Here is a 21,606-nt window from a genome sequence, read left to right as displayed (position 1 = left end):
AGTGTTGGTGGTTTTCTTATGAATCGAATCGAATACTTTTAAATTTATAAATGCAAGAACTTAAGGTGGGATATACAATGATCTATCTAGATAACAGTGCTACTACAAAACCGCACAAAGAGGTTTTAAATACATTTGTACAAGTGAATGAATCCTTTTATGCAAACCCTTCTTCTATTCATGAAGCAGGAGTTGAGGCAAATACTTTACTGGACCGAGCGAGAGGCCAGATAGCCGATCTTCTTCATACGGAAGGTCAATATGTATTGTTTACAGCTGGGGGAACGGAATCAAACAACTTTGCGATATTCGGTATTTCTAAAGCAAATACGCATAAAGGAAAACATATTATTACAACAGAAGTTGAACATCCTTCCGTTTTAGAAGCTGTAAAATCACTGCAAAACGAAGGATATGAAGTTGACTTCCTGAAAGTTGATGAAAATGGTGTCATATCATTGCAGGAACTACAAGCCAAGCTTCGCAAAGATACAGTTCTTGTAAGCATGATGCATGTGAATAACGAAATGGGAGCAATTCAGCCAATTGAAGAAGCTGCCAAAATAATCCACGAAAATAGCCGTGCTGCATTCCATGTGGATGCTGTTCAAAGTTTTGGTAAATTACCTATTTTCTTTAATGGAGAAGAGGGTCCCGATATTATTACAATCTCTGGACATAAAATACATGGCCTTAAAGGTTCCGGCATTATTGCCTTCCGTAAAAAGATGAATATTATCCCGCTTTTATTGGGTGGAGGACAAGAGCAAGGATTACGCAGTGGTACAGTAGCAGTTCCTCTCGCTGTTGCAACCGCAAAAGCTGCCCGAATAGCCATCGAAATGATGGAACAATCGACTGAAAAATATCGTAGATGGCATAATGATTTATTAGTATTTTTAACTGAATTCGGGGAAAATATTCATTTACTGTCCAAGGAAACTGGGGCAGCACATATTTTGTCCTTTAGTGTCAAAGATTTAAAGGGAGAAATATTAATAAATGCCCTTCAAAAAAGAGGAATTATTGTGTCCACTTCAAGTGCATGTTCTTCCAAGCAAAAAAAAACAAGCCATGTAGTCGAAGCATTAAACATGCTTTCGAATTTTAAAAAAGGTGTCATTCGTTTAAGTTTTGGTGCATTAAATACAGACGAAGATATCCTGGAATTTAAAAAAGCCTTCACAGATGTGATGAAAGAGTTAAAAGGAGATAAAAATCAATGATCTGGAAAGAAATACTAATAAGATACGGTGAATTATCAACAAAGGGGCGAAATAAGAAAGATTTTATCAATCGTCTCCGTGCAAATATACGCCACACATTTTCTGATATTGCGCCGCTGGATATCGCAACTGAGCGTGATCGTATGCATATTGCGCTGGAAAATGAAGAGCAATATGAAGTACTGATGGAAAAATTGCCTACCGTTTTCGGGATACAATCTTTCAGTCCTGTAGCAGTATGCAATAAAGATTTAGATGATATGAAAAAATTATCGCTTATTATAATGGAACAATTTAAAGAGCAAGAACTAACATTCAAGGTAGAAGTGCGCCGCTCGGATAAAACATTTCCTTTGGAATCACATGAGATTCAACGTGAAATTGGCGGACATGTATTAAGAAATAATCCTAATATATCGGTGCAAGTGAAAAAACCGGATGTCGAACTTCGGATTGAAGTGAGACAAGATGCCATTTATATGATGGCGCAGATTATTCAGGGTGCTGGTGGAATGCCGGTTGGTTCGAATGGTAAATCACTGTTGATGCTCTCGGGGGGCATCGATAGCCCTGTTGCAGGGTATTTACTAATGAAGCGCGGCGTTCGTTTAGAAGCGATTCATTTCTTCAGCCCGCCGTATACAAGTGATAACTCTTTGGAAAAAGTAAAAGTGTTAGCGAATGAGTTAACGAAGTTTGGAGCAAATATTCGTTTGCATGTTATTCCTTTTACAGAAATTCAGGTATTGATTAAGGATCGTGTTCCCAGCAATACGATTATGACGACAACTCGAAGAATGATGATGCGTATTGCCGATGAAGTGCGTAAAGAAATTGGTGCATTAGGTATAGTTACCGGCGAAAGCTTAGGCCAGGTAGCCAGTCAAACATTGGAAAGCCTGACAGCAATTAATGATGTAACGAATACGCCAATCCTTCGCCCTTTAATTGCCTTCGATAAACTAGAGATTATCGATATTGCAGAACAAATCGGAACCTACGAAACATCCATTCAACCATTTGAGGATTGCTGTACAATCTTTACGCCGGCAAATCCAAAAACAAAACCAAAAGTTGAAAAAGTGACTTACTATGAAAGCTTTACTGAATTCGATGAATTAATCGATCGTGCTGTTCGAAACAGGGAAGTATATAAGTTCCCGGAAGAAAACAACATGAAAGATAAATTTGAAGGGCTATTATAAATCGTTGTATGAGGACATTTGACAGGAAATACTTACCTTTATTCTTCAGTGTATTAAAAAACATTTTTCGCACAATCTAAATGCACAAGGAGGTGAGATAAATGTCAAACAACAGCGGTAGCCGTAATAAGCTAACTGTACCAGGTGCAGAACAAGCTTTAGATCAAATGAAATACGAAATCGCTCAAGAGTTTGGTGTTCAACTCGGACCTGAAGCGTCTTCTCGTGCAAACGGATCAGTTGGAGGAGAAATTACTAAACGTCTTGTGCAAATGGCTGAATCACAATTACGTGGTTCTTCATCAGGGCAATAATATCTAAAATTATTAAGGGCTAGCAGCAAACGCTGCTAGCTCTTTCATTTTATGCATTTCCACGACATAGGATCTTTATGAATAAGTATTTCCGGTTATGAAGTGTTTTAGTCCAATTGCTTGATGTCTGCTTAATGGAATATAGGAATGTAAACGAAAAGATAAAAGTTTATAAAAATGAAAAGTATAAACGTTAAAATAATCGTAAGTTGTCTACACTATGGAGCTAGAAACAAAAAAATCACTATTTTATATGTATTAAATAATGTTTTTCGCACAATCTAAATGCACAAGGAGGTGAGGTAAATGTCAAACAACAGCGGTGGCCGTAACAAGCTAACTGTACCAGGTGCAGAACAAGCTTTAGATCAAATGAAGTACGAAATCGCACAAGAGTTTGGTGTTCAACTCGGACCTGAAGCGTCTGCTCGTGCAAACGGATCAGTTGGAGGAGAAATTACTAAACGTCTTGTACAAATGGCTGAATCACAATTACGTGGTTCTTCATCAGGACAATAATAATATAAATAAGGGCTAGTAGCTAAAATGCTGCTAGCTTTTATTTTGGCCCAAAATTTTAGTGTCAAATCTCTCTAATTCCATAAAAATTGTTATTACTTTATACATATCTAATCTGCATTTAATACGGTTATTTCTCTTTTTCGAGGAATATTTTGATATAATAGGTGAATATATTATAATTAGAATAATGTGCCTTGTTTGGTGCATAAAAGGGGGATAAATATGAGAAGAGAAGATTTACTAGCTCCTAAAAAATATAATATTGTCGATGAAATTGAAAAGTATGCAAAAACGAGTTCAAAAGTTGCATTAATGATTCATCACGAGAGTGGACAAATCGAAAAAATTTCTTATGAAAAATTAATTAAAAAAGCAAATAAAGTAGCGAATTTATTCAAAAGCAACGGACTTGAAAAAGGTGATGTAATTCTAATCATGGTTCCTCGTTCAGAAGAGGCATATGTTACATACATCGGGGCTTTGAAGGCCGGGTTAACAATCATTCCAAGCTCGGAGATGCTTCGCGCGAAAGATATTGATTACCGAATTACCCATTCAGGTGCAAAGGCCATTGTTGCCTTTGAAAACGAGCTAAGTCAATTTGATGAAGCACAACATATAGATGGGTTAAAACTTTTTGTATATGGCCAATCAAAAGATTCATGGTTATCCATAGAGCAAAGTCTAGAAAATGAGTCGGATGTTTTTGCCGGGGTTGAAACAGAAGATTCCGATGTTGCATTCTTGTCTTATACAAGCGGAACTACGGGCAATCCGAAAGGAGTAGTGCATTCCCATGGTTGGGGTTATGCGCACTTAAGAACAACTGCTGCACACTGGCTTGGAGTACAGGAAGATGATTTAGTTTGGGCAACTGCAGCACCAGGATGGCAAAAATGGGTTTGGAGTCCATTCTTGGCTACGTTGGGAAGTGGGGCAACAGCATTTGTTCATCTAGGCAAATTTGAACCACAGGGATATCTTCAAATGCTGCAGGATTACCAAATAAATGTTTTATGCTGTACACCTACTGAATATCGTTTAATGGCTAAAGTAGATAAAATGGAACAATATAATTTATCAAGCGTTAAAAGCGCAGTTTCAGCTGGAGAGCCGTTAAATAGTGAGGTAATTAATAAATTCATGGATGTTTACTCTCTTCAAGTTCGTGATGGCTATGGACAGACAGAAAGTACATTATTGGTAGGGACATTATTGGGCATGACCCCAAAACCGGGTTCAATGGGGAAACCAACACCAGGGAACCTTGTGGAGATCATCAATGAATTTGGTGAACCAACTAAAGCTGGTGAAGTGGGAGATATTGCGGTGCATTCATCAACTCCAGCGTTATTTAAGGGTTATTTAAAGGATGAAGAAAAAACAAGCAAGCAGTATCGAGGTGAATGGTTCCTAACTGGGGATCGTGCCTATAAAGACGAGGAAGATTATTTCTGGTTTGAAGGTCGTGGCGATGATATTATTATCTCTTCAGGCTATACTATTGGACCATTTGAAGTTGAAGATGCCCTTGTGAAACATCCTGCTGTCAAAGAATGTGCAGTTGTAGCCAGCCCTGATGAGGTTCGCGGTAATATAGTTAAGGCTTTTGTAGTGTTGCGTGATTCCAATTTAAAAGATAGTCCGACGATTGTGAAAGAATTACAAGATTATGTGAAAGAAATCACTGCACCATATAAATACCCAAGAGCAATTGAATTTATCGATGAATTACCGAAAACATCATCTGGTAAAATCAGACGTATTGAACTACGTGAACAGGAATTCAAGAAACAAACAACAAATTAACTCTTAAAAAGATTGAAATGAAATTTATTTCCTAGGGAATAATGTCGAATGATAAAGGGGATTTTAAAGTCAGTTAGAATGGCTTTAAAATCTCTTTTTTATTATCATAAAATATAATGTGATCATATTATGGATTTTTTTTCTAAAAAAATAGATAAATATTGAAACAAATAAACAACTAATCCGTATGTAAGAATGAAGGAGGAGTATTGAATGAATACAAAAAGATGGCTTGCATTAGGAGCGGCAGTTGTATTGATTGTCTTTTCGATTGGTTTGAATACAGTAATATCTATATTTAAAACCGACTTTTTTTCAAATTTTGATAGCTTAACAGCGAGTGAACAAACAATGATTGAAACCGTAGTAGAACCTGGTGATATGGGAAGCAGGATTGCTTTACTATCTGTTGATGGAACGATTCAGGATGTCGGATCAAGTACACCTTTTTCTGCAGTTGAATACGATCATCAAAACTTTTTGGCACAATTAGAGACTATTTTAACCGATAAGTCCATTCAAGCTGTAGTATTATATGTAAACTCGCCGGGTGGGGGAGTTATTGAATCGGCTGATATTCATGAAAAATTAGTTGAGATTAAGGAAGAAAGAAAGATTCCAATCTATGTTTCGATGGGCTCATATGCAGCTTCCGGAGGATATTATATTTCTGCACCGGCAGATAAAATTTTTGCTCATAAAGAAACGATTACCGGTTCAATTGGCGTCATCATGCAAAGCTATAATTTCTCGGAGCTTGCAGGGAATTTAGGGATTGAATTCGAAACAATCAAATCAGGTGAGCACAAGGATATGTTTGGTGGAACAAGGCCAACGACGGCCGAAGAAAAAGCAATGCTTCAAGAAATGATCGATGAATCTTATGAAGACTTTGTCGACGTGATTGAACAAGGCAGAGGTATGTCAGAAGCCGATGTGAAAAAGGTTGCAGATGGACGCATCATGGGTGGAACCCAAGCCATTAACGCAGGTTTTGTCGATGAAATCGGTGGAATGGAAGATGCAATAGCGGCAGTAAGGGCAGACTTTGGATTAGAAGATGCGCAAGTGTTTGAATATGAATCAAATTTCGGTGACTTGACTTCAATGTTGGGTATGAAAATCAGTACTTTCTTCGGTCCTTCACCTGAACAGCAATTTTTAACAAAACTAATGTCTTCAAATGATGGACCACGTATGATGTATTTATACGGTGAGAATTAAGGAGGGGTTCTAGATGTCAGAAAATGAAAATTATGACTCAAGTGTTGCTCTTCCTCAAAGTGAACTTGTCCCTAACCTAGCGAAAAAACAAATTCAAATTGTTGAACAAATTGAAGAGAAGACAGCTGGTTTTTGGATGCGTTTTTGGGCGTTTGTCGTGGACATCTTAATTGTTTGGGCTCTAGTGGGGATTATTATCAATCCACTTTTCCACTTATTCGGCTGGAATTTATCTGAAAGTCATTGGTATTCCCCAATGACGATTGTCTCGGGCTTGTTTTATTACGCTTACTTTGTGATCACAACAAAATACTTGCAGCAAACAGTCGGGAAAATGATTTTTGGTCTAAGAGTGAAAGGGAAAAATAATGGCAAGCTTGATTGGCTGACTGTTTTGTTTAGAGAGCTGGTTGGTCGATTTATTAGCAATAAACTTCCTATCATCTATCTGTTGGTGGCTTTTATGCCAAAAAATAATGGCTTGAACGATATTATAGCTGATACAAGGGTCGTACAAGAAAGAATATTTATTAAGAGTAAAAAAGAAGTAGTACTGGAAAATCCTCAAAACGATGACCTTAAACCTCAAAATTCCATTACGCCCACGGTTTAAAGTTAGAACCATTCCAGGAACGAAGAAGCGATTCTTCGTTCTTTTCTATATACGTAAAAATATGTAAGAGAAGTTATTTGCAATGTAGGAATTATCTTTAGTAAGATTATTTATGTAATATAAAGGAGGGTTCCAAATTGGTACAAGTAGCATTCAAAAACAACCCAGTAACATTAGTAGGAAATGAAGTCAAAGCAGGGCAGAAAGCACCTGACTTTACAGTATTGGCTAACGATCTATCACCGGTTACCTTAAAGGATTCTGAAGGGAAAGTACGTCTGATCAGCGTTGTACCATCATTAGATACAGGTGTTTGTGATGCACAAACACGTCGTTTTAATGAAGAAGTAGTAGCACTAGGAAATGATGTAGCTTTCTATACAGTTTCCGCTGATCTACCATTTGCACAAAAACGCTGGTGTGCTGCTGCTGGTCTGGAAGGTGTTCACACTGTATCGGACCATAAAGAGTTATCTTTCGGTAAAGCTTATGGAGTTTACATGGAGGAACTGCGTTTACTGGCTCGTTCAGTATTCGTGATTGACAAGGAAGGTACTGTAACGTACGTTGAATATGTTCCAGAAGGTACTAGCCATCCGGATTATGAAGCGGCGATTGAAGCAGTAAAAGCATTAATCTAAGTGAATCAGACAGATTAATGATAGACTAAGAATAGTCTAGAAACATAGGATCGCTTAGATGTACACCCACTCGAGATTTAATCGGAGTGGGTTGTTCATTTCAAAAGGAGTTTTTTATGGAAAAGTTTGAACAAATATTTTCATTTATTAATGAAAAAGCGGAAAAGTATGAAAAAACGGATGGTCGTTCATTTTTAGATGGTGTATTACAATCTCTTGAAGATGTACTTGAGGGAAAAGAACCTTGGACCTTCGAGGATGCGACGAAAGAAGAAGTACGCAAAGCCATTCAAATTGCCATTCTAAAAGGGATGAGGAAAGCTTCACAACCAAACCATCAAATGACGCCTGATACGCTTGGTTTGTTGGTTGGTTATTTTGTGGAGCAATTTTTTGAGGAACAGCTGAGAACAAATTCTATTTCTATACTGGATCCGGCATTGGGAACAGGAAATTTATTGTTTACAGTAATGAATCTGCTGGATGGTAAAGTGTCTGCTACTGGAATTGAAGTAGATGAATTACTAATTCGGCTCGCTGCTGATAGTGCAGAGCTTATTGAACAACCAGTGGAACTGTATCATCAAGATGCATTACAAAAAATGCTGGTCGATCCAGTTGATGCGGTAGTTTGTGATTTGCCGGTCGGATATTACCCTAATGAAGAAGTAGCGGTTGACTATGAGCTTTGTGCCCATGAAGGAATGAGCTATGCTCACCACCTGTTTATTGAGCAATCGATCAATCATACAAAAGAGGGCGGATATTTATTTTTCTTAATTCCAGCAAATATGTTTGAATCCGAACAATCCAAGGAATTGCATAAATTCCTGAAAAAATCAGCTTGGATTCAGGCAGTAATTCAGCTTCCGGAAAATTTATTTGCATCGAAGGCTCATGAGAAAAGTATACTAATACTACAAAAGCAAGCAAAGTCATTAAAGGCTCCACGTGAAGTATTACTGGCTAAAGTGCCAAACATGTCAAATAAAGAGGCCTTATCAATGTTTTTTGAAAAGGTTCAAATGTGGAAAGAAAGTAAATAAAGCCAAAAGGTATCCAAGTTGTTTAAAGTTAAACGCCTGGATGCCTTTTTATTATCAGTGAGTCTATCTTTTATGTGGATAGTTCATCCAAGGTTTTTTAAGAATATTACATAAGATAGATTGAAGAAATAAAATCCCTTCTACGTTTATAAATTTTGCGTAGAAGGGATAAGCTATAATTTGGATTATTGGGTACTTGGAATGGGTATTATTCTGGTGTTCTAACTACTAAAACATCGCATTTTGATGAACGTACAATCGCTTCGGAAACGGAGCCAATAAGGAAACGTTCAACAGTACTTAACCCAGTCGCGCCACAAATGATAAGATCGGCCTCTATAATAGTTGAAAGTTCTTTTGTAATGATCGTTTTAGGAGAACCGTACTCTATAATTGTATTTACATTTGCAAGACCAGCATCTTCAGCTTGCTTCTTATAACCATTTAATAGCTCTTCCGAGAAGCTTTGTGCACGTTCAGCTATTGAGCGATCATATGCTTCGATGGCTGCAAAGGAGCGAGTATCAATCACATTTACTAAATTAAGTCTCGATTCAGGATTGCGCTTAGCGATATCGATTGATTTTTTGAAGGCGTATTCAGCTTCCTTTGAACCATCTACTGCAACTACTATACTTTTATATTGAGTCATCATAATTCCTCCTTTTTTCTATACTCTTATTATAACAAACAGGAAATAGAAAGATATCCATTCAACGGTTGAAAAGAAAACGTTCATATTTATTTCTAAAATTATCCATATAATTGTCGCACATTATTTATTGCAATTTGGTGTTAGATGCATTCTATAATTTATTCCTTTTTTTCCAAGGAATAAACTCATTTTAACTAGAATATTCTTCAAAGTCCTATTTTTCTATAATTTTGAAAATTATTTCAATGAACATGAATTTTGTATCTTACAATATTGGGAAAATACTGGTATTATGGATTTGCATTCATATTAATGGATACATAATTCTACAACAGGGAGAGAGATCAGCTATGAAAATCGGAGTACCGAAGGAAATCAAAAACAATGAAAATCGTGTAGCAATGACGCCTGCTGGAGTAGTAACATTAACAAGTGCCGGTCATGAAGTATTTATTGAAACAGGTGCCGGGGTGGGGTCTGCATTTTCTGATGAGGACTACGTAGCAGCTGGTGCAAAAATTGTTGCTTCAGCAAAAGAAGCATGGTCACAAGAAATGGTGATGAAGGTGAAGGAGCCTATTCCAAGCGAATATCAATACTTCCATGAAGGCCTAGTATTATTTACGTATTTACATTTAGCACCAGAAGTAGAATTGACGCAAAGTCTACTGGATAACAAAGTAGTTGGAATCGCATATGAAACAGTACAACTTCCAAACCGTTCGCTGCCATTGTTAACTCCTATGAGTGAAGTGGCTGGCAAGATGTCAGTACAAATTGGTGCTCAATATCTAGAGAAGATGAATGGTGGAAAAGGGATATTATTAGGTGGTGTTTCAGGTGTCCCACGTGGCAAAGTAACAATTGTGGGCGGTGGCATGGCTGGTACGAATGCAGCCAGAATCGCTGTTGGTATGGGAGCGGAAGTAACCATTCTAGATTTAAATCCTGAGCGCTTGCGTCAGCTCGAAGATATCTTTGGTTCGTCTGTTCAAACTTTGATATCTAATCCTTATAATATCGCTGAATCGGTGAAAGATTCTGACTTAGTCATTGGTTCAGTATTGATTCCGGGTGCAAAAGCACCGAAGCTTGTAACAGAAGAAATGGTGAAATCAATGCGTCCAGGTTCCGTCATTGTGGATATTGCGATAGACCAAGGCGGAAGTTTCGAAACAACTGATCGTGTGACAACACATGATGATCCAACTTATATTAAACATGGTGTTGTACACTATGCTGTTGCCAATATGCCTGGTGCAGTGCCACGTACGGCAACCATTGCTTTAACAAATAATACAGTACCTTATGCATTGCAGATCGCCAATAAGGGATATAAACATGCTTGTATCGAAAATGAAGCGTTGCGAAAAGGCATTAATACACTAAATGGATATGTAGTTTATAAAGCAGTTGCCGAAGACCAAGGGCGAGAATATGTTCCTGTAGATTCGCTTTTATAAATAATAGAAACGGTGACGTGATTTAATTTCACGTCACCGTTTTTCTTAAGATAGAACGATTAATTCTTTTGTGAAATTTGTCAAAACCTCTACGCCATCTGCTGTAACAACTACATCATCTTCAATACGAACACCTGTCACATCAGCTTTATAAACACCTGGTTCAATTGTGAAGACCATTCCTTTTTTTAGCTCCAATTCGTTCGTTCCCGTTACGGAAGGGAATTCATGCACAGAGATTCCAAGACCATGGCCTAAACGGTGGGTAAAATATTCCCCGTATCCAGCATTAGTAATCGTATCACGCGCAATCTTATCCAATTCCATTGCACGAACACCGGGCTTAACAGCTGCGATTGCATTTTCATTAGCTTGGCGTACGGTATTGTATATTTCCTTTTGTGCATCCGCTGGTTCCCCGTAGGCAACTGTCCGTGTAATATCCGAACAATAGCCATCGTAAATAACCCCTAAGTCAAATAAAATCATATCCCCCTTGCGGATTTTGCGATCACCAGGTGTACCATGCGGAGACGCTGTTTTTGGACCTGAAAGCACCATTGTTTCAAAGGACATTTTACAGCCTTTTGCTAAAATCGCATTTTCAATCGCTGTCAGGATTTCCATCTCCGTTCTGCCCTCGGCGATTTCCTTGCAGCCTACTTCGATTGCATAATCGGCAAGTTGAGCTGCTTTTCGCATCTTCTCGATTTCAATTTCATCTTTAATGACACGCATTTCATTGATTTTGTCATCAAGTCGTACAAAATTAGCCTGTGGATAAGTTTCCTGCAAGCTTTCTAAACGCTCAACAGTTAGATGCGCTTTTTCAATTGCTAAGGTAGACAGATTAATACCGCGGGATTGAATTGCCTGTTCAATTAGACTCCATGGATTATCCGTATCTAAATGTCCAACGATTTCCTGGCTCCACCCTGAATTGACTGCATCAGGAGCTTCCATTTTCGGACAAATCAAGAAGGGCTCAGCCTCCTTGAACACCATCACTCCCAATAAACGTTCATGTGGATTGCTCTTAAAGTTTGAGAAATAAAAAACATTATCAGGTGTTGTAATAAATGCGGCATCATATTGATTTTCTTTTAAATAAGATTGTAGTTGTTCAAGCTTGCTCATAAATATCCTCCTACTGTTTTAAATCATAAAAATTGCACGAGTATCGTTTTATACTGTAAACTTTTGATATATTTTTACCCCACAAGGGTAAAACCTTATTAGTTAAACACTAATCATATTTTGTTTAGCTGTCTATAGTATAGCAAAAGAAGGAAAAAAGCGGCTTAAAAACGAATTAAGATTATTTGAACACAATTTGAAGGAGGACAAATGATGCAAGTTTCATATCATGGACATTCAATTGTTAAGATTAAAACAAACGGCAAAACGATCTTGATTGACCCTTTCATTAGTGGAAATGGGTTAACGGATTTAAAAGTAGTGGAAGAAAAACCTGATGTTATTCTACTGACACATGGCCATAATGATCATGTAGGGGATACTGTAGATTTGGCAAAAGCGAATAATTCCCTCGTAGTTGCACCCAACGAGTTGGCGGTCTATCTTGGAAAACAAGGTTTAAATGTACACCCTATGGGAATCGGGGGGGCATACGAATTTCCGTTCGGGAAAGTAAAGTATACACTGGCTTTCCATGGATCTGTCTATGAAACAGAAGATGAAGTGATCAATACAGGTAATCCGGGTGGGATTTTATTCTATGCGGAAGGTGTAACACTTTACCATGCCGGCGATACAGCACTATTCGGTGATATGAAACTGATCGGAGACAGAAATTCGATTGATATAGCCTTCTTGCCGATTGGCGATAACTTTACAATGGGACCGGAGGATGCGGCCTATGCTGTAGAGCTGCTAAAACCAAAGTCGGTAGTTCCTATTCATTACGATACATTCCCGGTAATTAAACAGGACCCAACAGTATTTGCCGAACTTGTAAAGGGCAGCAAGGTACAGATTCTAAAACCGGGTGAAGAAGCAGAATTATAATTGAATAGAAGAAAGTAGCCAAAAGAAGTAAAAGTTTGATAAACAATCATCATTCTGCTAAATTTTGCGCTACTTTCTTTTTTTATACATAATTAAATATGGTACACTAATACCAGGAAAGATAGATGGGAATAGGTGATAGAGTGTCTACTAAACATGAGAAAATTCTACAATATATCGAATCACTGCCTGTAGGCGATAAAATTTCAGTTCGGCAAATTGCCAAAGAAATGCAAGTCAGTGAGGGCACTGCTTATAGAGCGATAAAAGAAGCTGAAAACCGCCGTTTAGTAAGTTCCATAGAACGTGTTGGGACTATTCGTATTGAGAAAAAGAAAAAAGAAAATATCGAACGTTTAACTTTTGCCGAAATCGTTAACATAGTAGATGGACAAGTATTGGGCGGAAAAGACGGTTTGCATAAAACGTTGGGCAAGTTTGTCATCGGGGCGATGCAATTGGATGACATGATGCGCTATACAGATGCCGGGAGCCTGCTCATTGTCGGGAATCGTTTTAAAGCACATAAAAATGCATTAAAAGCAGGTGCTGCCGTGCTGATCACAGGTGGCTTTGATACAACTGAAGAGAATAAACAATTGGCCGATGAGCTGGAATTGCCAATTATTTCATCTAGCTATGATACATTCACTGTAGCGACGATGATTAACCGCGCAATATATGACCAGTTAATTAAAAAAGATATTCTATTAATTGAAGATATATATGTACCAATCGAAGAAACGTATTCACTAAAAACAACCGATACAATTGCAGATTTCCATAAGCTTAACCTGCAAACTACACATGGTGCATACCCTATAGTGACTAATGCAAATAAGCTTGTAGGAATGATTTCGGTTAAAGATGTTATTGGAAAAGAAGAGAGTGAAACGGTTGATAAGGTAATGACAAAAAATCCGATTTCAGGCTCCATGAAAACAAGTGTGGCGGCTGCCGGACACCAAATGATCTGGGAAGGAATCGATTTATTGCCTATTGTCAATGATGATGGAATTTTACAAGGGGTTATCAGCCGGCAGGATGTACTTAAAGCGTTACAGCATGCACAGCGGCAGCCGCAGCATGGTGAAACAATAGATGACTTGGTAAAAAGCGAAATGAAAGTTATGGGAGAAGAAGATGTGGTAGTCGAGTTTACAGTAACCCCACAAATGACCAATCAATATGGGGCAATCTCGTACGGTGCATTTACTACTTTACTGGCCGAAGTGGGTTCCTTTGCATTAAAACGCAGAAAACGTGGAGATGCTGTTGCTGAAAATATGACAATTTACTTTATTAAACCAGTACAGATGGAAAGTGTATTAACAGTTGTTCCTCATATCTTGGATATGAGCCGTAAATTTGTGAAAATGGATTTTGATATATTTAGCGAGACAGTTCTTGTCGGAAAAGCCATGATGATGTTCCAACTACTAGAGCGCTGATTTAAACAAAAAGCAATATACAACAAGCTTCGTTGTATATTGCTTAAGGTTGTTCAACTTATTTATTTAATTCATATTCTTCCTTAACAAACTGACCTTCGTGGCGTACTCGTTTATAGCTGGAAAAGGCTTTGACGGCCCCTAGCAGAATAAATACGGCGGCAATCAAAAAACCAACCAGTGTTGGGTTAACGACACAAGTATTTAATCCAAATACAATTACAAATATACCTAGTGCAACCCCAGCTTTTGCTTTATACCATTTTTTTTGAATGGGTAGAGTGGAGCGGAATTCCTTTGCTTTATTGTAAAGATACGCTGCAAATGAAATGACTATAAAAAATAGAAAAAATATATTCACCGTTTTTACCTCCCAAAAGGTGCATAATTGCTTTATGTACTGAGTGCTTCCATTATTGTAACGATTTTTATTAAAAAAAGCTAACACATAAAACAAAAAACGAGAGATTACAGGAGGAATTCCATTTGAAACGACAAATCATCGACAAGATTGAGCAATATGATACAATAATCATCCATAGACATGTCCGTCCAGATCCGGATGCATATGGTTCTCAATTTGGTTTAAAACGTTTATTAGAAGCGAACTACCCAAATAAAAAGATTTATGCAACTGGTGAGCATGATCCATCTTTAACTTTTTTGGAAGTACCCGAAGAAATTAGTGATGACGTTTTTACGAACAGCTTAATCATTGTAACGGATACTGCAAACACGGGACGTATTGATGATAGTCGATACCATACTGGCGACTGCCTAATAAAAATCGATCATCATCCGAATGATGATCAATACGGCGATTTATTGTGGGTGGATACAAACGCCAGTTCATGCAGTGAAATGATTTATGAATTATTTATAGAAGGAAAAGAATATAAAAATTGGAAAATGTCAGATGCAAGTGCACGTCTCTTATTTGCAGGGATTGTGGGCGATACGGGACGCTTCATTTATCCAAGTGCCTCTGTAAGAACGTTTGAAATTGCCGGGCAACTAATCAAATACGATTTCGACCGAACAGAAGTGTTTAATGGGATGTATGAAAAGGAACCTAATTTATTGCACCTGCAAGGATATATCTATGAGAACTTTGAAATAGATGAAAATGGTGCGTGTTTCATAAAACTGACTAAAGAAGTTCTGGAAAAGTTCCAAGTGACGCCTTCAGATACTTCGCTCTTGGTAGGTTCTTTAAGTGATATTAAAGGGGTTATTGCGTGGGTATTTTTGGTAGAGGAAACAGAACAAATTCGTGTTCGTTTACGCTCTAAAGGCCCTGTAATTAACGAACTTGCAAAGAAATTTCACGGTGGTGGCCATCCTCTGGCTTCCGGAGCAACGGCTTATTCGTGGGAAGAGGCAAATAGAGTAATCGATGAGCTAAAAGAAATCTGTCGACAATTTAAAAAATAATAATGGAGGGATGAAGTGTGACAGTCGTATATCCACAGGTACGAACGAGTGCAGATTTATTGAAAAGTACAATTCGTATGGAAGAGCTCATCCCTTTTTTACATTCCCAAAAGGCAGAGGTGTGTGCAATGGTCAATACGAAATTGTACGGGCTTTTGCCTTTTTGGCATTCAATGAAAAAAAACGGAATTCACCCAGTAGTGGGGTTGTCTATTCAGGTTGAATTTTCTGCGGAAATTTCCCTGCCGATACTTATATACGCAAAAGATAATGAAGGATATAGAAATTTACTAAAAATAAGCAGCAGCATCGCCATTCGGGATGATGAAAAGATTCCGTGGCGTTGGTTAGTTGCTTACTCAAAAGGATGTGCGGCTGTTATTTCAACGGAAGCCGGGCGGTGGTTCAGTGAAAGCAATCAAATGTACGTACAACTTGCTGCAAAAACCTTCCAAGATAATCTTTATTTTGGGATATCACGAAGTGGTGGTTTTGTTTCCCCGTTCGAACAAAGAGCACTGCAATTGAGCCAAACTTTCAATGTAAAATGTATAGCTATCCACGAATGCTTATTTCTATCTCCTGAAGATCATTTTGCATATAAGGTTGCAAGGGCCATCGAAACTGGTGTGAAACTGAGCGAGGGAATACATACGGAGCATGAAAATAAGTTTGTCCCGACAGCAACCCAGTGGCAAAACTGGTATCAAGACCAACCTCAATTGCTTGAAAATAGCAGGCAATTTTTAATGAGCTGTCAGGTTGACCTAAGCAATGTTGCACATTTCATGCCAAAATACCCTTTGGATCCGGGACAAGATTCGGCTATGGTTTTGGCTGAAATGGCTATGGCCGGGTTAAAGGAACGTTTACAGACGGATACCCCACAAAGAGAGTATCTTAACCGGCTGGAGTATGAGTTGAAAGTCATTACTTCCATGGGATATGCAGATTATTTTCTAATCGTTTCAGATTTCATGCACTTTGCCAAAAATACCAATATTCTAACAGGACCCGGCCGGGGATCCTCGGCAAGTTCTCTTGTAGCATATTGCTTGAATATTACTCAAGTGGATCCTTTAAAATATGGTTTGTTATTTGAGCGTTTCTTGAATCCGGAACGGGTAACCCTTCCAGATATCGATATTGATTTTGTCGATACGAAACGTCAGGAAGTTATTCAATACGTAGCGAATAAATATGGCAAGCAATATGTAGCTCAAATTATTACTTTTGGAACTTTGTCTGCAAAGGCAGTGGCAAGGGATGTTGCCAGGATGTTTAACTTTGAAAGTGAGACACTTGCCATGATTTCAAAATTAATACCCAATAAAGCTGGCATTACTCTACAAGAAGTCTACGCTACCTCAGAAGCCTTCCGCAAATGGGTAGAAACGGAGCAAATCCGGAGAACTTGGTTCCAGGCGGCAAAAAAGCTGGAAGGGTTGCCTAGAAATGCATCGACTCACGCTGCAGGCGTAGTGCTTAGTCCAATGCCGCTTGTTGAAGTTGTACCTATTGAAGAAGGGCATGATGGGATTTATTTAACTCAGTGGCCGATGCAGGAGGTTGAGCAGGTTGGTCTATTAAAGATGGACTTCTTGGGCCTTCGAAATTTAACAATTTTAGATAATATTCGGCAATCTATCTATTACACACATAAAAAGTGGATTGATTTCAATCAAATTCCACTAAACGATGAAAAGACCTTCGAGCTCTTAAGACAGGGTGAAACAACGGGAATATTCCAGCTTGAATCGGATGGAATGAAGAATGCGTTAAGAATGATAGCGCCAACCGAGTTTTTGGATATTGTTGCAGTCAATGCCCTTTATCGACCGGGTCCAATGGAATTTATCCCTGTATATGCAAGAAGGAAAGCAAAGCAAGAGCAAGTCCAGATGCTCCACCCTGTATTGGAACCAATTTTAAAGGAGACGTATGGAGTAATTGTCTATCAGGAGCAAATAATGCAGATTGCACATATATTTGCTGGTTTTACGATTGGTCAAGCAGACTTACTAAGAAGAGCTGTAAGCAAGAAGAAAAGAGAAGTACTGGAACAACAACATCAAGCATTCGTAAGTGGAGCGGTCTCAAAAGGATACCCTGAGAGAATTGCAAATGAGGTCTACGAATTAATTGTTCGATTTGCAGATTATGGTTTTCCAAAAAGCCATGCAGTAGCCTATAGTATGATCTCCTACCAGATGGCTTATTTGAAGGCCAATTACCCGGCCAACTTTTATGCAGCGCTCATGACGAATGCAACGGGCAATCAAGAAAAGCTATTCCAGCTTATTTTGGAAGCGAAAAATAAAGGGATAGCAGTATTGAAGCCATCCATTCAAAAGAGCCAAAGGTTTTTTACGGTGGAGCAAGGAAAGATTCGATTCAGTCTTTCTGCTATTAAGGGAGTGCCCCAGCCATTCTTGCAAAAAATTATGGCGATTCGAAAACTAAAAGAGCAGCCATTCGAAGATATTTTTGATTTAGCGGTATCTTTGAGTGCTGTCCATTTTACCCGAAAAGTCATAGAACCTTTGGCTAAATCAGGTGCCTTGGATGACTTCGGGAAAGATCGGGCTACACTTCTAGCCACTATCGAGGCAGCAGGAAAACATGCTTCACTCGTACGGCCAAACGAAGAAGAAAATGACTTGTTCGCTTCCGATAGCTTAATCTTTGGAAAGCCGAAATACGTGGAAGCACATCCAATACCCGATAAGATGAAGCTTCAATTTGAAAAAGAAGCACTAGGTTTTTATTTAAGTGAACATCCGGTTGCGTTAGAAAGAGCTAAATGGAATGACGTAAATGCCACGACAAAAGAACTTGGTCCGGATAGATCGAATAACTTCATTAAATTAGTAGGTATGGTTGAAAATATCCGTCAAATTCGTACGAAAAAAGGAGAGCTCATGGCTTTTATTGGGCTGCAGGACGAGTATGGGTCAATCTCTGTAACACTTTTCCCGCAAAGCTATAATGAAGTGATCGGATGGATCAAAGAAGACAGAATCGTATACGTTGAAGGATTATTGGAACAGCGGAACGGAAATCTGCAAATAAAGGTAAAAACGATGAAAAACAGTCAATAGCGAGAAAAAAACAGCTATAATTACAAAAACTGTGCAATTGTTGCACAGTTTTTTCTTTACAAAAGGCACAACATTATGTATTCTAATGAAAAGTGGTCAGACCACTTTTGAGCTGATAGGACTTTTAAATTTGGAAAAGCAATTTTTTAGAGCTCATTAATTTTTTCTAGTCTTGCAAAAAATCGTAATTTCTAATGTTTGTTATGTGATTTACATTGTACGGATAAAATGCCTTTAGTTCCTAACGTCAATGCGGGGTGCTTATGGATAAAAAACAAGAAAACAAAAAAGTATTTTTAGAGATTGTTAATCAACTCAGGAAGTTAATCAAGCAAGAGGGGATTAAACCGGGAGAAAAAATACCTTCAGAACGTGTACTATCCGAAAGACTGAATGTTGGCCGTTCTTCAGTAAGAGAGGCACTCCGGAGCTTGGAGCTGCTGGGGCTTATTGAAACAAGACATGGCGGGGGTACCTTTTTATCTGCTGTTCATTCAAACCAGCTGGTCGAGATTTTGGCATCCTTTATACTGCAGGAAAACAAGGCAGTTGAGGATGTTCATATAGTCAGAAGAATGCATGAAAAGGAAGCCATAAGAGTCATCTGTTCAGAACAATCTTTAAGAAGCTTACCAGTTTGGGAAAGCTTGTTTATGAAACTAGAACTAGAAAATGAAATCGTTAGAGATCTATTACTAAGAGAATTAATGATTGCTTCCGGTAATAGACTTGCTTTAAAAATATGGCTACAGCTTGTAGCATACAGTGCAACTCCATTAAAGAAGCTATCGACCGAGGAAGAAAAGCCGCTGCTTCAGATGCTTATAAAAGCATTACAGCTAGGCTATGAAAAAGAAGCCACTTCCGCATATGAAAATTGGATGCACTATTTGAAAAATTCATCATCATAAATGTAAGGGGGAAAAACAGTGGCAATTAGAAGTTTATTATCTATTAACAAAAAGAAACAAAAAGGTGTCATTGTAGATCGTAATAAAGAAAACTCCTTTCCAGCAGATTTAATGACAAAATGTCCGGAATGTAAAAAAATCTACTTAACTAAGGAATTGGACAATAATTTAAAAGTTTGTCCTAATTGTGATCATCATTACAAAATGACTGCATGGGAAAGAGTTTCAATTTTGCTGGATGAAGGTACATTTGAGTCTTTTGATGAAAACTTACGTACTTCTAATCCATTAAAATTCCCATCCTATCTAGATAAAATCGAAATTGATTCACACAAAACGGGGTTAAATGAAGCAGTTTTAACAGGTAAGGGAAGCATTAAGGGGACAGAAGTAGTTGTTGCAATTATGGATTCTCATTTCCGAATGGGTTCCATGGGGTCGGTAGTTGGCGAAAAAATTACACGTGCGATTGAAAAAGCAACTGAAAATGGTTTGCCATTTTTAATTTTTACAGCAAGTGGTGGGGCGCGAATGCAAGAAGGGGTTATCTCACTCATGCAAATGGCTAAAACAAGTGTGGCACTAAAACGCCATAGTGATCATGGGCTGCTTTTCATCTCGATTATGACCCATCCAACAACAGGAGGAGTTTCGGCAAGTTTTGCTTCATTAGGGGATCTTAACATTGCTGAACCGCAAGCTTTGATTGGTTTTGCCGGGCGACGTGTAATTGAGCAAACTGTTCGTGAAAAGCTGCCGGAAGATTTCCAAACAGCGGAGTTTTTACTAGCACATGGTCAATTAGATGCTATTTTCCATCGTAAAGAAATGCGCGACAAACTAGCAACAATAGTAAAGCTGCACCATAAAGGAGGAGTTTCAAATGTCTAAGTCTCTTGACTTTGAAGAACCTGTTGTAAAACTTCGTGAAAAAATCGGAGAATTGAAGGAAATTGCCAAAAGTGCAGAAGTCGATATGTCTTCAGAAATTGAAACACTTGAAACAAGACTGAAACAACTAGAAGAAAAAATTTACAATAATATGGAACCATGGGATAGAGTGCAAGTAGCAAGACATGCACAACGTCCAACAACATCCGACTATATTAATGAAATCTTTTCTGATTTTATCGAATTACATGGGGATCGATCTTTCGGGGATGACGAAGCAATCATTGGGGGAATTGCAAGTTTTGAAGGACAGCCGATTACGATAATCGGTCATCAAAGGGGTAAAACAACAAAAGAAAATATCCGACGTAATTTTGGGATGCCTCATCCGGAAGGCTACCGAAAAGCATTACGTTTGATGAAGCAAGCCGAAAAATTTAAACGACCAATTATTTGTTTCATTGATACAAAGGGAGCTTACCCGGGTAAAGCGGCTGAAGAACGTGGACAAAGCGAAGCCATAGCAAAGAACCTGTTTGAGATGGCAGGGCTAAAAGTGCCGGTAATCAGTGTTGTCATCGGAGAAGGCGGCAGTGGGGGAGCTTTGGCATTAGGGGTTGCAAATAAAATATATATGCTTGAGAATTCAACATATTCCGTTATCTCTCCGGAAGGTGCGGCGTCAATCCTTTGGAAAGATGCATCTTTGGCTAAACAAGCAGCTGAGGCCATGAAGATAACTGCCTTTGATCTAAAAGAGATGGGTATTATTGATGGGATTGTCATTGAAGTTGCTGGGGGAGCACACAGAGATGTACAAGCTCAAGCGCTGGAATTAAAAAATTGTTTAAACAACGCATTATCTGAATTATGTCCTTTATCAGAGACGGAACTTATCGAAGATCGTTATGATAAGTTTAGAAAAATAGGCGAATTCATTGAAGAAGAAGTTAACTGATAGAATGAGATGGCTCATATCTAGATAAATAATTGAAACAATGGCAAAATCCAATTTGGGTTTTGTCGTTTTTTTTGAGAAGTTATATTAAAGTACATAGAAATATAATAGAAA

Annotated in this window: 20 protein-coding genes; 17 read left to right on the top strand and 3 right to left on the bottom strand. The window is 38.2% G+C overall.

The annotated features are described in order from the left end of the window. The first annotated feature begins 77 nt into the window (after window positions 1-77). From QYB95_RS09100 to QYB95_RS09060, 9 genes are all read left to right on the top strand, one after another. Window positions 78-1,226, top strand: coding sequence for a cysteine desulfurase family protein (locus QYB95_RS09100; protein ID WP_301138024.1), 1,149 nt, complete (start codon window positions 78-80; stop codon window positions 1,224-1,226). Next, a complete protein-coding gene (thiI, locus tag QYB95_RS09095; protein WP_301138023.1) occupies window positions 1,223-2,431 on the top strand; it encodes a tRNA uracil 4-sulfurtransferase ThiI in 1,209 nt (402 codons plus the stop codon). The genes QYB95_RS09100 and thiI overlap by 4 nt, the downstream gene beginning before the upstream one ends. A 101-nt stretch (window positions 2,432-2,532) precedes the next feature. After that, window positions 2,533-2,745 carry an alpha/beta-type small acid-soluble spore protein gene (locus QYB95_RS09090; RefSeq protein WP_301138022.1) on the top strand — a complete coding sequence of 71 codons (213 nt, stop codon included), beginning with the start codon at window positions 2,533-2,535 and terminating at the stop codon, window positions 2,743-2,745. A 306-nt stretch (window positions 2,746-3,051) separates the two neighbouring features. Further along, entirely contained in the window at window positions 3,052-3,264 is a 213-nt protein-coding gene (locus QYB95_RS09085; RefSeq protein WP_301138021.1) for an alpha/beta-type small acid-soluble spore protein, read from the top strand. Between the two features lie 225 nt (window positions 3,265-3,489). Beyond that, complete coding sequence (gene mbcS / locus QYB95_RS09080; protein ID WP_301138020.1) at window positions 3,490-5,076, top strand: acyl-CoA synthetase MbcS; 1,587 nt, start codon at window positions 3,490-3,492, stop codon at window positions 5,074-5,076. Window positions 5,077-5,289: 213 nt separating this feature from the next. After that, window positions 5,290-6,300, top strand: a complete 1,011-nt coding sequence (sppA, locus tag QYB95_RS09075; protein WP_301138019.1) for a signal peptide peptidase SppA — start codon at window positions 5,290-5,292, stop codon at window positions 6,298-6,300. 13 nt (window positions 6,301-6,313) lie between these two features. Then, on the top strand, window positions 6,314-6,913 hold the full coding sequence (locus QYB95_RS09070) for an RDD family protein (protein WP_301138018.1): 600 nt from the start codon (window positions 6,314-6,316) through the stop codon (window positions 6,911-6,913). A 137-nt stretch (window positions 6,914-7,050) separates the two neighbouring features. Further along, the gene (tpx, locus tag QYB95_RS09065) at window positions 7,051-7,554 is read left to right on the top strand and encodes a thiol peroxidase (RefSeq protein ID WP_301138017.1); all 504 of its coding nucleotides are present in this window, start codon (window positions 7,051-7,053) and stop codon (window positions 7,552-7,554) included. Between the two features lie 116 nt (window positions 7,555-7,670). Continuing rightward, entirely contained in the window at window positions 7,671-8,600 is a 930-nt protein-coding gene (locus QYB95_RS09060) for a class I SAM-dependent methyltransferase (protein ID WP_301138016.1), read from the top strand. Window positions 8,601-8,808: 208 nt separating this feature from the next. Here the strand turns inward: QYB95_RS09060 and QYB95_RS09055 are convergent, their stop codons facing one another. After that, complete coding sequence (locus tag QYB95_RS09055) at window positions 8,809-9,255, bottom strand: universal stress protein (RefSeq protein WP_301138015.1); 447 nt, start codon at window positions 9,253-9,255, stop codon at window positions 8,809-8,811. A 350-nt stretch (window positions 9,256-9,605) separates the two neighbouring features. Here QYB95_RS09055 and ald point away from each other — a divergent pair, with 350 nt between their 5' ends. Beyond that, the gene (ald, locus tag QYB95_RS09050; RefSeq protein WP_301138014.1) at window positions 9,606-10,718 is read left to right on the top strand and encodes an alanine dehydrogenase; all 1,113 of its coding nucleotides are present in this window, start codon (window positions 9,606-9,608) and stop codon (window positions 10,716-10,718) included. 45 nt (window positions 10,719-10,763) lie between these two features. On the opposite strand, the gene QYB95_RS09045 is transcribed toward ald, so the two are convergent. Beyond that, window positions 10,764-11,855 (bottom strand): M24 family metallopeptidase, encoded by a 1,092-nt coding sequence (locus tag QYB95_RS09045; RefSeq protein WP_301138013.1) that lies wholly within the window; start codon window positions 11,853-11,855, stop codon window positions 10,764-10,766. Window positions 11,856-12,068: 213 nt separating this feature from the next. Here QYB95_RS09045 and QYB95_RS09040 point away from each other — a divergent pair, with 213 nt between their 5' ends. Both QYB95_RS09040 and QYB95_RS09035 read left to right on the top strand, forming a co-directional pair. Further along, a complete protein-coding gene (locus QYB95_RS09040) occupies window positions 12,069-12,746 on the top strand; it encodes a metal-dependent hydrolase (RefSeq protein WP_301138095.1) in 678 nt (225 codons plus the stop codon). Between the two features lie 143 nt (window positions 12,747-12,889). Continuing rightward, window positions 12,890-14,197: a DRTGG domain-containing protein gene (locus tag QYB95_RS09035; protein ID WP_301138012.1), complete on the top strand. Its 1,308-nt coding sequence runs from the start codon at window positions 12,890-12,892 to the stop codon at window positions 14,195-14,197. Between the two features lie 58 nt (window positions 14,198-14,255). On the opposite strand, the gene QYB95_RS09030 is transcribed toward QYB95_RS09035, so the two are convergent. Beyond that, complete coding sequence (locus QYB95_RS09030) at window positions 14,256-14,558, bottom strand: YtpI family protein (RefSeq protein ID WP_301138011.1); 303 nt, start codon at window positions 14,556-14,558, stop codon at window positions 14,256-14,258. Between the two features lie 125 nt (window positions 14,559-14,683). Here QYB95_RS09030 and QYB95_RS09025 point away from each other — a divergent pair, with 125 nt between their 5' ends. From QYB95_RS09025 to QYB95_RS09005, 5 genes are all read left to right on the top strand, one after another. Further along, the gene (locus QYB95_RS09025) at window positions 14,684-15,631 is read left to right on the top strand and encodes a DHH family phosphoesterase (protein WP_301138010.1); all 948 of its coding nucleotides are present in this window, start codon (window positions 14,684-14,686) and stop codon (window positions 15,629-15,631) included. Window positions 15,632-15,648: 17 nt separating this feature from the next. Beyond that, window positions 15,649-18,732, top strand: coding sequence for a DNA polymerase III subunit alpha (dnaE, locus tag QYB95_RS09020; RefSeq protein WP_301138009.1), 3,084 nt, complete (start codon window positions 15,649-15,651; stop codon window positions 18,730-18,732). Window positions 18,733-18,995: 263 nt separating this feature from the next. Further along, window positions 18,996-19,643 carry a FadR/GntR family transcriptional regulator gene (locus QYB95_RS09015; protein WP_301138008.1) on the top strand — a complete coding sequence of 216 codons (648 nt, stop codon included), beginning with the start codon at window positions 18,996-18,998 and terminating at the stop codon, window positions 19,641-19,643. An 18-nt stretch (window positions 19,644-19,661) separates the two neighbouring features. Further along, on the top strand, window positions 19,662-20,534 hold the full coding sequence (gene accD, locus QYB95_RS09010) for an acetyl-CoA carboxylase, carboxyltransferase subunit beta (protein ID WP_301138007.1): 873 nt from the start codon (window positions 19,662-19,664) through the stop codon (window positions 20,532-20,534). Continuing rightward, a complete protein-coding gene (locus QYB95_RS09005) occupies window positions 20,527-21,492 on the top strand; it encodes an acetyl-CoA carboxylase carboxyltransferase subunit alpha (protein WP_301138006.1) in 966 nt (321 codons plus the stop codon). Before accD ends, QYB95_RS09005 begins: the two co-directional genes overlap by 8 nt. Window positions 21,493-21,606 lie beyond the last annotated feature (114 nt).

It is taken from the genome of Ureibacillus aquaedulcis, from assembly GCF_030418165.1.
GTDB classification, from domain to species: Bacteria; Bacillota; Bacilli; order Bacillales_A; family Planococcaceae; genus Ureibacillus; species Ureibacillus aquaedulcis.
Note: the sequence above shows the minus strand (reverse complement) of the source record. Positions and strands in the feature narration are given on the sequence as shown.